General features: G+C 59.7%; 11 protein-coding genes and 2 pseudogenes. 5 read left to right on the top strand and 8 right to left on the bottom strand.

Annotated elements, in window-relative coordinates:
* Nucleotides 1-13 precede the first annotated feature (13 nt).
* Nucleotides 14-1,048 carry a permease gene (locus AC6I79_RS16890; protein WP_498027448.1) on the top strand — a complete coding sequence of 345 codons (1,035 nt, stop codon included), beginning with the start codon at nt 14-16 and terminating at the stop codon, nt 1,046-1,048.
* Here the strand turns inward: AC6I79_RS16890 and nrdG are convergent.
* Nucleotides 1,043-1,507: pseudogene (gene nrdG, locus AC6I79_RS16885) on the bottom strand (anaerobic ribonucleoside-triphosphate reductase-activating protein); the annotation flags it as partial. The gene AC6I79_RS16890 and the pseudogene nrdG sit on opposite strands and share 6 nt — an antisense overlap.
* Entirely contained in the window at nt 1,504-3,642 is a 2,139-nt protein-coding gene (nrdD, locus tag AC6I79_RS16880; RefSeq protein ID WP_498027447.1) for an anaerobic ribonucleoside-triphosphate reductase, read from the bottom strand. The gene nrdD and the pseudogene nrdG, both read right to left, overlap by 4 nt.
* Before the next feature lie 278 nt (nt 3,643-3,920).
* On the opposite strand from nrdD, the gene AC6I79_RS16875 reads away from it, so the two are divergent.
* On the top strand, nt 3,921-6,305 hold the full coding sequence (locus tag AC6I79_RS16875) for a beta-N-acetylhexosaminidase (protein WP_498027446.1): 2,385 nt from the start codon (nt 3,921-3,923) through the stop codon (nt 6,303-6,305).
* Between the two features lie 112 nt (nt 6,306-6,417).
* On the opposite strand, the gene ridA is transcribed toward AC6I79_RS16875, so the two are convergent.
* From ridA to argF, 4 genes are all read right to left on the bottom strand, one after another.
* On the bottom strand, nt 6,418-6,804 hold the full coding sequence (gene ridA, locus AC6I79_RS16870) for a 2-iminobutanoate/2-iminopropanoate deaminase (RefSeq protein WP_010615965.1): 387 nt from the start codon (nt 6,802-6,804) through the stop codon (nt 6,418-6,420).
* Between the two features lie 78 nt (nt 6,805-6,882).
* Nucleotides 6,883-7,347 (bottom strand): aspartate carbamoyltransferase regulatory subunit, encoded by a 465-nt coding sequence (pyrI, locus tag AC6I79_RS16865; RefSeq protein ID WP_010615964.1) that lies wholly within the window; start codon nt 7,345-7,347, stop codon nt 6,883-6,885.
* Nucleotides 7,348-7,358: 11 nt separating this feature from the next.
* Nucleotides 7,359-8,294: an aspartate carbamoyltransferase gene (gene pyrB / locus AC6I79_RS16860; protein ID WP_058770675.1), complete on the bottom strand. Its 936-nt coding sequence runs from the start codon at nt 8,292-8,294 to the stop codon at nt 7,359-7,361.
* Between the two features lie 241 nt (nt 8,295-8,535).
* Nucleotides 8,536-9,543 carry an ornithine carbamoyltransferase gene (gene argF / locus AC6I79_RS16855; RefSeq protein ID WP_498027445.1) on the bottom strand — a complete coding sequence of 336 codons (1,008 nt, stop codon included), beginning with the start codon at nt 9,541-9,543 and terminating at the stop codon, nt 8,536-8,538.
* Between the two features lie 162 nt (nt 9,544-9,705).
* Here argF and rraB point away from each other — a divergent pair, with 162 nt between their 5' ends.
* Nucleotides 9,706-10,125, top strand: a complete 420-nt coding sequence (gene rraB / locus AC6I79_RS16850) for a ribonuclease E inhibitor RraB (RefSeq protein WP_010615961.1) — start codon at nt 9,706-9,708, stop codon at nt 10,123-10,125.
* Between the two features lie 56 nt (nt 10,126-10,181).
* Nucleotides 10,182-10,943: a tRNA isopentenyl-2-thiomethyl-A-37 hydroxylase MiaE gene (gene miaE, locus AC6I79_RS16845; protein WP_498027444.1), complete on the top strand. Its 762-nt coding sequence runs from the start codon at nt 10,182-10,184 to the stop codon at nt 10,941-10,943.
* 162 nt (nt 10,944-11,105) lie between these two features.
* Here miaE and AC6I79_RS16840 read toward each other — a convergent pair whose 3' ends face one another.
* Together AC6I79_RS16840 and AC6I79_RS16835 are read right to left on the bottom strand one after the other, a co-directional pair.
* Nucleotides 11,106-11,588, bottom strand: a complete 483-nt coding sequence (locus AC6I79_RS16840; RefSeq protein WP_021507677.1) for a YlaC family protein — start codon at nt 11,586-11,588, stop codon at nt 11,106-11,108.
* A 102-nt stretch (nt 11,589-11,690) separates the two neighbouring features.
* A pseudogene (locus AC6I79_RS16835) lies at nt 11,691-13,406 on the bottom strand (flagellar biosynthesis protein FlhA); the annotation flags it as partial.
* On the opposite strand from AC6I79_RS16835, the gene AC6I79_RS16830 reads away from it, so the two are divergent.
* Nucleotides 13,378-14,298: a flagellar motor protein MotB gene (locus AC6I79_RS16830; RefSeq protein ID WP_498027443.1), complete on the top strand. Its 921-nt coding sequence runs from the start codon at nt 13,378-13,380 to the stop codon at nt 14,296-14,298. The pseudogene AC6I79_RS16835 and the gene AC6I79_RS16830 overlap by 29 nt on opposite strands.
* The last annotated feature ends 232 nt before the right edge of the window (nt 14,299-14,530 follow it).

The raw sequence follows: 14,530 nt of genomic DNA, 5'->3' as shown, positions 1-14,530 counted from the left end.
TACGGAACCGGTCATGACCCAATTCGCCTCACCTGCACCAGCGGCCCGCTTCGCCTGGTGGAAACCGCTGCTGTTCCTCGCCGTGGTGCTTATCGGCCTGTGGTACGTAAAATGGCAGCCTTACTATGGCAAAGCCTTCACGGCCGCAGAAACCCATTCCATCGGCCGCTCGATCCTTGCCAATGCCGCAGATTCGCCGTGGCGCGCCGCGCTGGATTACGCCATGGTCTATTTTCTCGCGGTGTGGAAAGCCGCGGTGCTCGGTGTGGTGCTGGGCTCGCTGATACAGATGCTGATTCCGCGCCGCTGGCTGCTGCGCCTGATGGGCAGCAACCGGCTGGGGGCCACGCTGGTCGGCACCGGTTTTGGCCTGCCGGGCATGATGTGCAGCTGCTGTGCCGCGCCGGTGACCGTCGGCCTGCGCCAGGCACAGGTTTCAAGCGGTGCGGCGATGGCGTTCTGGCTGGCAAATCCGCTGCTCAATCCGGCAACGCTGGTGTTTATGGGCTTTGTGCTCGGCTGGCAGTTTGCCGCCATTCGGCTGGTGGCGGGTGGGGTGATGGTGCTGGGCATTGCCATGCTGGTGCAGCGCAGCGTGCCGGAAACCGCCGTTGCCGCGCCGCTGTTGCCGCAAGAAAGCCATGAACGGTTTGTGACGCGCTGGCTGCGCGTGATGTGGCGGCTGTTCTGTAACACCATTCCGCTCTACATCATGGCGGTGCTGCTGCTCGGCGCCGCACGCGTCTGGCTGTTTCCTCACGCGGACGGCGCGGTGGGCAATACGCTGTTCTGGGTGATGCTGATGGCCATCGCCGGCTGCCTGTTTGTGATCCCGACCGCCGCCGAGATCCCCATCGTGCAAACCATGATGCTGGCGGGCATGGGCATCGCACCGGCGCTGGCGCTGCTGGTGACGCTGCCCGCGGTCAGCGTGCCGTCGCTACTGATGCTGCATCGCGCGTTCCCGCCGCGCGCGCTGTGGATCGCCTTCTGCGGCGTGGCCGTCAGCGGCATGCTGCTCGGCATCCTCGCACTGTGGCTGGCGTAGATACCAGATAGTCTGATTGCGGCTGCCGCGCCACAGCAGCCGCGCATCTTTTTCCGCTTCGATGAAACGTCCATCAATCAGCACGTCGATTTCCGCAATCACTTCACGCTGCGCCGCCGTCAGCTCCGCCAGGGTGTAGCCGGTCCACAGCCAGATATCTTTATCCGGACAGTCGCGTCGCACGCGCTTCACCAGCCGGCGAATATGCGGCACATTGTGCGGATGCAGCGGATCGCCGCCGCTCAGCGACAGCCCCTGACGCGGAATGCGTTGATCCTGCAGATCGGCGATCAGCTGCTCCTCCATGGCCAGCGTAAACGGCACGCCGGAGTCAGGCCGCCAGGTGCTCTGGTTGTAGCAGCCGCGACACTGATGTTCACAGCCCGCGACGAACAGCGTGCAGCGCGTGCCGGGACCATTCACGATATCCACATCGTAGTAGCGATGAATGTGCATCATCCCAGCTGTCCGGTATCAAGGTGTTTGACGCGGCGCTGCACCTCTTCCTGCTTGCCGGCGTTGAACGGCCGCGCATCCGGGCTGCCAAGATAGCCGCAGACGCGGCGCGTGACCGAAACGCGCGCCGGATCGTGATTGCCGCAGCACGGACAGGTAAAGCCTTTGCTGGTACAGCTGAACTCGCCGCTGAAGCCGCACTCGTAGCACTCATCGATCGGCGTGTTGGTGCCGTAATAGGGCACGCGGTCGTAGCTGTAATCCCACACATCTTCCAGCGCCCGCAGGTTGTGCTGAATGTTGGGGTATTCGCCGTAACAGATGAAGCCGCCGTTAGCGATGGCCGGGTAGGGCGCTTCAAAGTCGATTTTGTCGTACGGATTGACCTTTTTCTCTACGTCGAGATGGAAGCTGTTGGTGTAATAGCCCTTGTCGGTCACGCCCGGCACTACGCCAAATTCGGCGGCATCAAGGCGACAGAAGCGATCGCACAGGTTTTCACTGGGCGTACTGTACAGGCTAAAGCCGTAGCCGGTTTCCGCTTTCCATGCATCCACCGCCTGGCGCAGATGCGTCACAATCGCCACGCCGGTTGCGCGCAGATGCGCGGCATCATACGGATGCACGGCGTTGCCGCTTAGCGCGTTGAGTGTTTCATGCAGACCGATATAGCCCAGCGAGATCGAGGCGCGGCCGTTGCGGAAGATCTTGCCCACCTCATCGTCCGCGTTGAGCCGCACGCCGCAGGCACCTTCCATGTAAAGAATCGGTGCGACGCGCGCTTTGGTTTTTTCCAGCCGGGCAATGCGGGTCATCAGCGCCCGCTTCGCCAGCGCCAGGCGCGCATCCAGCAACGTCCAGAAGCGGGCTTCGTCTCCCTCGGCTTCTAACGCAACGCGCGGCAGGTTGAGGCTGATCACGCCGATGTTGTTACGGCCCTCATGAATCTGCTCGCCGTTTTCCTCGTAAACGCCGAGAAAGCTGCGGCAGCCCATCGGCGTTTTGAACGAACCGGTGACTTCGACCACTTTGTCGTAGTTGAGGATATCCGGATACATGCGCTTGCTGGCACACTCCAGCGCCAGCTGTTTGATGTCGTAATTGATGTCGCCGGCGCGGCGGTTGACGCCTTCACGAATGGCGAGCACCAGCTTAGGAAACACCGCAGTTTTATGGTTTTTGCCCAGCCCGGCAATGCGGTTGCGCAGAATCGATTGCTGAATCAGGCGCGCTGCCCAGTCGGTGCCGAGGCCAAAGCCAAAAGTGACGAACGGCGTCTGGCCGTTGGCGGTGTGCAGCGTATTGACTTCGTACTCCAGCGACTGAAACGCGTCGTAGCACTCTTTTTCCGTGCGTGCGCGCGCGTAAGCTTCCACGTCAGCAATCTGCCATTCGCGGGCAATCTGGCGATGCTTGTCGAGACTGAGGGTGACAAACGGCGCCAGCACTTCGTCAATGCGGTTAATGGTGGTGCCGCCGTAAATATGGCTGGCGACCTGCGCAATAATCTGCGCCGTCACCGCAGTGGCGGTGGCGATGGATTTTGGCGGTTCAATCTCGGCGTTACCCATTTTGAAGCCGTGCGTCAGCATGCCGTGCAGATCGATCAGCATGCAGTTAAACATCGGGAAGAAGGGAGAGTAGTCGAGGTCGTGATAGTGGATTTCCCCACGCTCATGCGCCAGCACCACATCGCGCGGCAGCAACTGCTGCTGGGCATAATGTTTGGCCACGATGCCGGCCAGCAGGTCGCGCTGCGTCGGGATCACTTTGCTGTCTTTGTTGGCGTTTTCGTTGAGCAGCGCCGCGTTGGTCTGTTCCACCAGGCCGCGAATGGCATGATGCAGCTTGCCGCGCTGCTCGCGCGCCAGATCCCGGTCGTGACGGTATTCGATATAGGCGCGCGCCAGCTGTGGCCAGCGTCCGCTCATCAGCGCCTCTTCCACGGCACACTGGATGTCACGAATATCGACTTCAGTCTGGGTTGCCAGCTGCGCGCTGACCTGCTGAGCGACCGTCGTGCACCAGGCCAGGTCGTCAACCTGGGCAGCCTGCGCGGCGGCCCGCACTGCAGCTTCAATGCGCCGGGCATCAAACGGCACCCTGCAGCCGTCACGCTTAATCACTACCGTTGCCATCTTCCCTTTCTCCGCTGGAAACTACATGTAGATAATTTTAAGGAGTGTAATCGCAACATGTGGTGTTTCAGAGGGAATTAATCGCACTGTTTTTGACCTGTCGCAAAGAAGCGCGGCCAGCGCCTGAAAGCCGTGCAGTGGTCAACAGCCGCTACACTGAAAAGTTTTAAGCCGCACAAACTTCAGCCGGCTGCAACTTGCTTTGCGTTGCGAAACAGGTTTAATGAGCGTTTTGCGCCATTTCCGGCCCATCTTTTTGCCTTACAAGGATGCCCACCATGCTTCTGCCCAGTACGCTGCTGGCCGTTTTGTGTTCCCTGACGTTTTCCACGCAGGCCGCACCGGCAGGCGATCTGCCGCTGATGCCGTGGCCACAGCAGGTGACGCAGCCCGCAGGCGGTGGTGCGTTTACCCTGACGCCGCAATTTTCGCTGCACATCACCGGCGATCACCTGGAAGGGGCCGAAGCGCGCTGGCGCGCCCGCATTGCGCGGCAAACCGGCTGGGCGCTGCTGCCCGCCAGCCCGGCCAGCGATCGTCCCGCCATTCAGGTCCGGATTGCCGACGCGGTCGATCCGCTACCGCAACCGGACAGCGACGAAAGCTACCATCTGGAGGTCAGCAGCAGTGGCGTACTGCTGCAGGCACCTACCCGTTTTGGCGCGATGCGCGGCATGGAAACCCTGCTGCAGCTGATCGCCAACACCGCCAGCGGCACGCAAATTCCCTTTGTCACCATTGACGATCGGCCGCGCTTCCCGTGGCGCGGCGTGCTGATCGACCCGGTACGCCACTTCCTGCCGCTGGAAACCCTCAAGCGGCAGATTGATGGTATCGCCGCGGCGCGCATGAACGTGTTTCACTGGCACCTGACCGACGATCAGGGCTGGCGCTTTGCTTCCAGTCACTATCCGCAGCTGCAGCAGCAGGCCAGTGATGGCCTGTTCTACAGCCAGCAGCAAATGCGCGAGCTGGTGCACTATGCCACTCTGCGCGGCGTGCGCGTGGTGCCGGAAATCGATCTGCCCGGTCATGCTTCCGCCCTGGCCGTGGCGATGCCAGAGCTGATGAGCGCGCCGGGTCCATATGCCATGGAACGCGGCTGGGGGGTGTTTAAACCCTTGCTCGATCCCAGCAATGAAGCGGTGTTTCGCTTTATCGATACGCTGATTGGCGAAGTCGCGGCGATCTTTCCCGATCCCTACATTCACATCGGCGGGGATGAAGTCGATCCCAGTCAGTGGAACGCCTCACCGAAGATTCAGCAGTTTATGCGCGACCACGGCCTGCAGGACGCCCATGCGCTGCAGGCGTGGTTCAACCAGCGGGTTGAAAAGATTCTCGCCGCGCATCAGCGGCGCATGCTTGGCTGGGATGAGGTGTACCATCCCGACCTGCCGAAAAGTATTGTGATTCAGTCGTGGCAGGGGCAGGATGCGCTCAGCGAAGTGGTAAAACAGGGGTATCGCGGCATTCTATCCACCGGTTTTTATCTCGACCAGCCGCAGAGCGCCGCGTATCACTATCGCAATGATCCCTGGCCGCAGGGGCTGAACGGCATCGATCAACTGCGCGCCGACGATCAGGCGCAAAGCTGGCAGTTCACTATGCCGCGTCTGAAAGGCAGCGCGGTGCAGGGCAGTTTCACCCTGATTGAGAGCAAAAACGGCTGGCGCGGTTTTATCGATTTCAGCGGCAAGGCGCGACGCCAGGTCAGCGACATTCGCTGGCTATCACCGACGCAGCTGACCTTCAGCGTCGACAGCTGGATGGGGCCGTTTCAGCCGGTGGTGACGCTGACGCGTGACAGCCTGACCGGCTACGTGCTGGTGGGCAACGTGCGCTATCCGACCACAGGCAGCAGGCTGGCGCAGATACCGGCCGGTATTGCTCCGGTACTGCCCACGCCCGCTCAGCTGCAGCGTGATTTGCTGGGCGGTGAAGCGGCGCTGTGGGCGGAGAACGTGAATAGCCGGGTGATTGATACACGGCTGTGGCCGCGCGCCTTTGTGGTGGCGGAGCGGCTGTGGTCGGCGCAGGATGTGACCGACAGCGAGAATATGTACCAGCGGCTCAGCGCGATTGATCGCTGGGGGACGGTGTCGGTCGGCCTGCAGCAGCATCAGCAGGCCGAGGTGCAGATGATGCGGCTGGCCAACAGCAGCGATATCACTCCGCTGCGCGTGCTAGCGGAAGTGCTGGAACCGGCGCAGTATTACACCCGCCAGCACCTGAAGTTTCAGGCCGGGCATTATGACTATTTTGAGCCGCTGAACCGGCTGGCGGACGTGCTGCCGGCTGAGAGCGAGCCGGTGCGGCTGCTGGATAAGCAGGTGGATGCGCTGATTGCCAATCGCGGCGATCATGCTGCCGCCAGCGCCCTGCGCCATCAGCTACAGCGCTGGCAGCGCAACAGCGATGCGGTGATGCCGCTGGTGCTGGGCAATTATCAACTGAAAGCACTGCAGCCGCAGGTGCGCCAGGTCGCAGAGCTGAGCCGGATGGGGCTGGATCTGGTGAACGCACTGGAGCGTAACCAGGCCTACGGCGCAGGCGAGGTGGCGCAGATGCACGCCCAGCTGGATGCGGCGGCGCAGGTGCAGGATGAAACGGTGCTGGCGCTGGTGCGACCGCTGGAGAAACTGCTGCGATCGTCGAGATAGGGAAGATCGGAAGTCACGAACTATGCAGGGGCATCATTGATGACGACCAGGCGATCACGCCAGGTGCGCACGGATACGCCCCCTGCATGCTGTGTGAATGATGACAGCTAAATCAGCGACGTACCGCGATGGCTTCGATCTCAATCTTCACGTCTTTCGGCAGACGCGCCACTTCCACGCAGGAGCGCGCCGGGAAGCTGGCCTGATGCTCGGTGAAAAACGCTTCATAGGTGGCGTTGACCGTGGCGAAATCGTTCAGGTCTTTGACGAACACGGTGGTCTTCACAATGTCGCCCACCTGCAGGCCAGCGGCCAGCACAATCGCCTTCACATTCTCCAGCGATTGACGCGCCTGCGCGGCGATATCGTCCGGAACCGCACCGGTGGCCGGATCGACCGGGATCTGGCCGGAGGTGATGATCATGCTGCCGAGATCCACGCCCTGGACGTACGGGCCAATCGCTGCCGGGGCTTTTTCAGTACTGATTTCGCGAGACATTGTTTCTCCTTAGGCATGCGCGGCGAACCCTTGCCCGCCGCGAAAATGTTCGCCCCATTATAGGGAGGAAACGGGCGATTACCAGTGACCGAGCACCACGTGGCGCGCGAACTCTTTCTCGCAGTATTTACACTTCAGGTGCACATCGTCATCGCGCTGCTTCACCGCAAAGCTGGAGAACACCGGCTCGCTGCGGCTGATGCAGTTGCCGTTGGGGCAGGTCAGCACGCGCTCGATGCGTTCCGGCAGCGTTGGTGCGATCTTCGCCACCACTTCATACTCATCAATGCGATTCACCGTGGCGTGCGGCGCGTACACCGCCAGCTGATTGATCTGATCATCGGTCAGAAAAGTATTTTCGATTTTGATCAGATCCTTACGTCCCATCTCGCCCGACGGCAGATTAAGGCCGATGGTGATGCGCTGATCGGTTTCGGTGAGGCGGAACAGTGACAGTAGCTTAAAGCCGACCTGCGCCGGAATATGGTCGATCACCGTGCCGCGTTTGATGGCTTCAACCTGCAGTTTGTTATCGTGGGTCATCGTTCTGCTCCTTACAGTGCCAGTTCGCTATTCAGTACCAGCGCCAGCAGGGCCTGGCGGGCATAGATGCCGTTGCCGGCCTGCTGGAAATACCAGGCGTGCGGCGTGCTGTCGACATCGGTGGTGATCTCATCAATGCGCGGCAGCGGATGCAGCACCTTCATGTTATCGCGCGCACCGGCCAGGTCGGCCGCCCGCAGGATGAACTGCGCTTTCACGTTGGCATACTCTGAAGGATCGAGACGCTCTTTCTGTACGCGCGTCATGTAGAGAATATCCAGCTCCGGCATCACTTCTTCGATGCTGTCGTGGCGCGACCAGGCAATGTTCTGTTCATCCAGCATATCGGTGATGTAGGACGGCATCGCCAGCGCATCCGGTGCGATGAAGTAGAAGCGGTTGCCGCTGAACTTCGCCAGCGCCTGGGTCAGCGAATGCACGGTGCGGCCATATTTCAGGTCGCCGACCATCGCCACGTTGAGGTTATCGAGGCGGCTCTGGGTTTCCCGGATGGTGAACAGATCGAGCAGCGTCTGTGTCGGGTGCTGGTTGGCGCCGTCGCCGGCGTTAAGGATCGGCACGCCGCCCGAAAACTCCGTGGCCAGGCGCGCCGCCCCTTCCTGTGGATGGCGCATCACGATGGCATCCACATAGGTGCCAATCACCGAGATAGTATCGGCGAGAGTTTCCCCTTTCTTGCCCAGCGAGGTGTTGCTGCCGTCGGCAAACCCCACCACCGATGCGCCCAGCCGGTGCATCGCGGTTTCAAACGACAAACGAGTGCGCGTTGAAGCCTCAAAGAAGCAGCTGGCGATAACGTTGTGTTTCAGCAGCTCCGGCTGCGGATGGGCTTTCAGCTGGGCGGCGGTATGCAGCACCAGCTCCAGCTCATCGCGGTTGAGGTCGTTGATGGAAATAATGTGCTTGCGATATAGCGGGTTGGCCATAGCTCTCTCCTCTGCGCTGCCGGATTGCGGACAAAAAAAAGCCCCTTTACAGGGGCTTTCTGGCGATCGATGAATGACGGAAAGAAACAGGTGCGCCGCCTGCATTCAGGCGTACGGGAGCGGCAAATTGTGCGCTGCGCTGTTGCATGTTTCCTCCGGCAAATTGTGGCGCATTATACGCATTCACAGAGCCGCATCAAGCAGAAATCACGCGCGAGGTAAACGTTTGCGCCGTGCAGGCTTAGCGCTGGCTCAGCGTCGCCACCATCACCGCTTTGATGGTGTGCATGCGGTTTTCCGCCTGGTCAAACACCACGCTATGGTCGGATTCAAACACCTCGTTGCTGACTTCCATGCCGTCGTGCAGACCATACTGTTCGGCCATCTGCCGTCCGAGCGTGGTTTGGTCATCATGAAACGCGGGCAGGCAGTGCAGGAATTTCACCTGCGGATTGCCGGTCAGCGCCAGCATCGCGCTGTTCACCTGATAGGGACGCAGCAGGGCGATGCGCTCTCCCCACACCGATTTCGCTTCACCCATCGATACCCAGACGTCGGTATAGATGAAATCAGCACCCTGCACGCCTTCGGCAATCTCTTCTGTCAGGGTGATTTTGCCGCCGGTGTGCTGCGCTGCCGCGCGGCACTGCGCCACCAGCTCCTCTTCTGGCCAGCAGCCTTTCGGCGCCACCAGCCGCAGATCCAGCCCCACCAGCGCCGCCGCTTCCAGCATGCTGTTGCCCATGTTGTTGCGCGCATCGCCAACGTACACCAGCGTCATCTCGCTCAGCGCTTTGCCCGGCAGATGCTCCTGCATAGTCAGCAGGTCAGCCAGCAGCTGCGTCGGATGGAACTCGGTGGTCAGGCCATTCCACACCGGCACGCCGGCATGTTCGGCCAGCGTCTCTACCAGCGCCTGACCGTAGCCGCGATACTGAATGCCGTCATACATGCGTCCCAGTACGCGCGCGGTGTCTTTCATCGACTCTTTATGGCCGATCTGGCTGCCGCTCGGGCCGAGATAGGTGACGTTAGCGCCCTGATCGTAGGCGGCAACTTCGAAAGAGCATCGGGTACGGGTCGAGTCTTTTTCGAAGATGAGCGCGATGTTTTTGCCTTTCAGGTACTGGGTTTCGCTGGCGTTTTTCTTTGCCTGTTTTAATTCACTGGCGAGTGATAACAAACCGGTGATTTCGGCTGGGGTGAAATCCAGCAATCTCAGGAAATGTCTCGAATACAGCTGACTCATACTGCGCTCCGCATTACATCAATAATGAATTAAAATTCAATCTAATCGTATGAATATGCATTTTCAACCCCAGCGATAAGAAACTTTCTGTTTTGTGTAGTGGCGCGCGAGGCAGTGTGGGAAAATAATTGCATTCACTGCCACCATTTTGAGGACACGCCCATGGCATACGAAGCATTGCTGGAAGAACAGCGCGAAGAGACGCGCCTGATCATTGAAGAGTTGCTGGAAGACGGCAGCGATCCGGATGCGCTTTACACCATCGAGCATCATCTCTCCTGCAACAACTTCGACTCGCTGGAGAAAGCCGCGGTTGACGCGTTCAAGCTGGGCTATGAAGTCACCGAGCCGGAAGAGCTGGAGCTGGAAGACGGTAGCACCGTGATGTGCGTCGACATCCTGAGCGAATCGGCGCTGAAGCCGGAACTGATTGACGCGCAGGTCGAGCAGCTGGTGAATCTGGTCGGGAAATACAACGTCGATTACGACGGCTGGGGCACCTACTTTGAAGATCCGGATGCCGAAGATGAAGACGACGGCGAAGAGATCGACGACGAAGACGATGACGGTGTGCGTCACTAAGCCCTGACGGGCGGCACGCGCCGCCCGGTAATTTTCCTGCCAGCAAAGAACCTCCGATGAATTACGCTTCGCTATTAGACCCCATTCACCAGTTTTTACAGTGCCGCACGCCGCAGGCGTGGATTGATGAAGCGCGCAAGCCGGAAAATCTCACGCTGCTGCTTACCGATCATATGGTATGCGAGTTGAAAGCGGCGCAAACCGCGGTGTGGCTGATCCGCAAATACGTCGCGGATAAACCCAGTGGTAACGCGATTCTGGCGTGGCTGCAGCCGTACGAAGATTTTATTTTCGGCGAGAATCACGACAGCGATTTTATCAATGCCCACAAGAATCTCAGCAAAAGCATCATTGTGCGCAATGAACTGCCGTGGGCTGATGAGATGGTGGAAAAGATGGTGCTGCTGATCAAAGAGGAGCTGCACCACTTTTATCAGGTGTGGGAAATCATGCAGGCGCGCGGTTTGCCCTATCGCAAGATCACCGCCAGCCGCTACGCCAAAGGGCTGCTGCGTGAAGTGACCACCCATGAACCGGATACGCTGGTGGATAAACTGATTTGCGGGGCGTATATCGAAGCGCGTTCCTGCGAGCGCTTCGCCAGCCTGGCGCCGTACCTGGATGCGCAGCTGGAGAAGTTTTACATCTCACTGCTGCGTTCCGAAGCGCGCCACTATCAGGATTACCTGACGCTGGCGGCACAGATTTCACCGAAGGATATCGCACCGCGCGTGCGGGCGATTGGGGCAGCGGAAGCGCGCTTGATCAGCGAACCGGACACTGAGCTGCGCTTTCACAGCGGCGTGCCGGCGTTTTGATTTGGTGCGCGCGGCGAAACTTCCTGACCCAGCCTTCAGGCGTTGTCTTACTACCCTCTTTAGCTTCGCATACCTTCTGTGTAAAGACGCAGGGGGTAGTAATTAAGCAGTGAGTCATTAAGGGCTTATAAATACCATGGAAGCAGGAATGAATTTGCCCGATCAGATCTTCGCGGCGCGCTGATGGCCCCAGGTCAGGTAGTAGACATCATAAAAATCCACTTCTCCTTTCTGCTGCATCAGGCGATCGATGCCGCTGCGCACGCGCTCGGGCGTGCCCGGATTCTCCAGGATCTTGTCCAGCGCCTGCTGTGAGACCGGCTGCACGTAATACCACTCGCCGTTATAGCACACGCGCAAATCCAGCGTATCGATGTCCTCGAAGCGGTATTTCGGGTTGATGTCCAGCAACATCAGAAAACTCATCACCAGCACGAACACCGTGGCGAACCAGAAGGCCGGCCAGCCGAGCATCTCAGTCGAGAAAATCAGCGCCACGCACAGGCCGTAGCACAGGTACATCACGCCCCACAGCCCCGGATGGGTTTTCAGGAAGTTAAAGCTGAAACGCGGCAGATTATCGCGCCGCTCCTCGCGGTTGAGCGTGTCGATTTCATCGATCAGAATTTGTTTAATCGCGTCCATTATTCACCTCTGAATATCACTGCCTGCCAGTAAACCACATAACAGTGAAGGGCGGCAGAGACAGATCAGAGGTGTTTTTTTATAACAGTTTTCCGCAACGCATCAGCTCACCTGCCCGACAATCTGCAGATTGGCATCGTCCGGCACCTCGTTATACGACAGCACATTCAGCCCGCTGGCGAACAGCCGGGCGTAGCGCGCAATCAGCGGCCGCAGCTGCGGCGTCACCAGCAGCACCTGCGTCAGGTTCTGCGCTTTCAGCTGCTCCATCATCACCGGCAGCGTGCTCTGCAGCTGGGTGAGAATGTTAGGGTCGACCGGGAAACTGTCCAGCGCCACTTTGCCGCCCTGCTGCGCCTGATTGAGCGCTGCCAGCAGCAGGTTTTCCAGGCTGTTATCCAGCGTATAGGCCGACAGCGGTTTGTTGTCCGGCGCAATCGCCGCCACCATGGCGCGGCGCAGCGCATAACGCACGTCGGAGGTCAGCAGGATCGGATCTTTAGTGATCGCCACGCTCTCCAGCAGCGTGGTGGCAATGGTGGTGATGTCCTTGAGCGATACCTGATCGTTGAGCAGCAGACGATACACCTTGAGCTGCAGACTGTAGTTCACCGCGGCGTTGAGATCCTCTGACAGCTTCGGCGCCACGCTCGCCAGCCGCTGATGCAGCTGAGTAATATCATCGTAGTTGAACAGCTCTGGCAGGTTTTCGCGCACCACTTTGTTGACGTGCGTGGCCACCACGCTGGCGCAGTCGACTACCTGATAACCCAGATTCAGCGCTTTGGCTTTCTGCTCTGGCAGGATCCAGGTCACCGCCATACCGTACGCGGGATCGGTATCCAGCAGGCCGTCGATCTCACCGTACTGATCCGGCGTCGGCAGCGCCATCAGGCGGTCGGCGTGCACTTCGCCCACGGCAGTGCGGACGCCGTTGATCTTAATCGCGTACTGCGACGGCTTTAAGTGGAAATCTTCACGCAGGGCGATCTCCGGCAGCAGCACGCCGCTGGTTTCCGACACCACCTGGCGCACGCCGCGCATACGCTGGGTCAGCGGCGCGCCTTTGCCTTTGTCCACCAGCGTGACCAGCTTGTAGCCCAGGTTAAGGCCGATGGGCTCGACCAGCGGAATATTGTCCCAGCTGATGGTCGGCTGTTCCTCCGGCTGCGCCAGCGCCTGATTGATCGCCTCCATGTCGACATGGCTTTGCGTCGGCTTCTGCACCACGCGGCTCTGGCGCCACGCGGCGAACAGCAGCAGGGCGGTGAAGACGAGGAACACCATGTGCGGCATGCCCGGCACAATCGCCAGCACAAACATCACGCCCGCAGCGGTATACAGCGTGGCCGGTTTCGCCAGCAGCTGCGACTTCACTTCCTCGCCCATGTCAGCGCCGTCGCTGATACGCGTCACGATGATCGCCGCCGCCGTCGACAGCAGCAGCGACGGAATCTGCGCCACCAGACCGTCACCGATGGTCAGCAGCACATACTGTTCGAACGCCTGGCCGGCCGGTAAACCGTGTTTGAACACGCCGATCAGGATGCCGCCCAGCACGTTGATCAGCAGGATCATGATGCCGGCGACGGCGTCACCGCGCACAAACTTGGAGGCACCGTCCATCGCGCCGTAGAAGTCCGCTTCGTTGGCCACATCCTGACGCCGCACCCGCGCCTGTTCCTGATTGATCAGCCCGGCGTTGAGATCGGCGTCGATCGCCATCTGTTTGCCCGGCAGCGCGTCGAGGGTAAAGCGCGCCGATACTTCAGAAATACGCTCGGCCCCTTTGGTCACCACCACAAAGTTGATCATTAAACGCGGCGGCAGGAAAGCGCATCACGGGGCTCACGGCGGCGCATGGAAGGTGGCCTTTGCCGACTTCACGCTGGCGATGATGGCGCTGTTTATGGTGCTGTGGATCATGGGCGCCGTCACCGAAGACGAGCGTAAGGAGATTGTCGCGCAGCTTAACGGCACCTCGGTGTTTAACGGTTCCGGCTTTAATCCGTTCGATGTCGAAACCGGACGCGGCTCCGCCATCATTGGTGAAACGCTGGCGATTGCGCCGCCGACCGAGGGCGCCACCGTCAGTGACACCAGCGCGGAAAACAGCGACAGCAACAGTAACGCCAGCCAGCCGCAGGAAGATCTGGATAGCGTGCTGTCGCGCTCTGACGCCGAGCTGGCGCAGCTGCGTCAGCAGATCCAGAGCATCATCAACAGCTATCACGCCCAGAACCTGCTGACGCTGGAAACCCTGCCGCAGGGGCTGCGTATCCTGATTCAGGATGACCAGGATCGCATGATGTTTCCGCGCGGCAGCGCGGTGCTGACGCCGTTTTATCAGCGCCTGCTGACCGAACTTGGTCCGGTGTTTAACCGCATCGACAACAAAATCATGATCAGCGGCCACACCGACGCCGCACAGTACAGCGGCAACGCGGCGAACAACAACTGGAATCTCTCCGGTGACCGTGCGCTGGCGGCGCGGCGTGCGCTGGAGCGCGGCGGGCTGGAAAGCACGCGCGTGCTGCAGGTGAATGCCATGTCGTCCCGTATGCCGCTCGACAAAGCCGATCCGCTCAGCGCACGTAACCGCCGCATTGAAATCATGGTGCTCACCGAGGCGGCAGCCGAGACGCTGTTTCAGTTTTATGGTCGCGAAGGGGAGAACGTGGTGAAACCCATCGCTGACCGCCTGCGATAACCTGTCAGTGCCTTTGAATCAACTGTTGATTCTACCGGTGGCGAAATCCACCGGTTTTTTTTGCCTGTTTTTAGCTGCGGCAGACGCCGGGTAAACGAGGCGCGCCATGGCATGCCACGAAATGTTAAATATGTTAATAAGTAATTTGGCTTTAGTAAGCTAAATCATTCTTTTATGTGAATTTTGCCGGTGTGCGCACATTGCAATGCCCGGTGGCTTTGCCACAATTAGG

It is taken from the genome of gamma proteobacterium symbiont of Scutellera amethystina, from assembly GCF_059730845.1.
The sequence above is the reverse complement of the archived record's forward strand: the minus strand, read 5'-3'. Positions and strand labels throughout refer to the sequence as shown.

Excerpts from the sequence above, each read along its gene's own strand:
- AC6I79_RS16890 (WP_498027448.1), top strand. The coding sequence starts at position 14 with ATGACCCAATTCGCCTCACCTGCACCAGCGGCCCGCTTCGCCTGGTGG.
- nrdD (WP_498027447.1), bottom strand. The coding sequence starts at position 3,642 with ATGGCAACGGTAGTGATTAAGCGTGACGGCTGCAGGGTGCCGTTTGAT.
- AC6I79_RS16875 (WP_498027446.1), top strand. The coding sequence starts at position 3,921 with ATGCTTCTGCCCAGTACGCTGCTGGCCGTTTTGTGTTCCCTGACGTTT.
- ridA (WP_010615965.1), bottom strand. The coding sequence starts at position 6,804 with ATGTCTCGCGAAATCAGTACTGAAAAAGCCCCGGCAGCGATTGGCCCG.
- pyrI (WP_010615964.1), bottom strand. The coding sequence starts at position 7,347 with ATGACCCACGATAACAAACTGCAGGTTGAAGCCATCAAACGCGGCACG.
- pyrB (WP_058770675.1), bottom strand. The coding sequence starts at position 8,294 with ATGGCCAACCCGCTATATCGCAAGCACATTATTTCCATCAACGACCTC.
- argF (WP_498027445.1), bottom strand. The coding sequence starts at position 9,543 with ATGAGTCAGCTGTATTCGAGACATTTCCTGAGATTGCTGGATTTCACC.
- rraB (WP_010615961.1), top strand. The coding sequence starts at position 9,706 with ATGGCATACGAAGCATTGCTGGAAGAACAGCGCGAAGAGACGCGCCTG.
- miaE (WP_498027444.1), top strand. The coding sequence starts at position 10,182 with ATGAATTACGCTTCGCTATTAGACCCCATTCACCAGTTTTTACAGTGC.
- AC6I79_RS16840 (WP_021507677.1), bottom strand. The coding sequence starts at position 11,588 with ATGGACGCGATTAAACAAATTCTGATCGATGAAATCGACACGCTCAAC.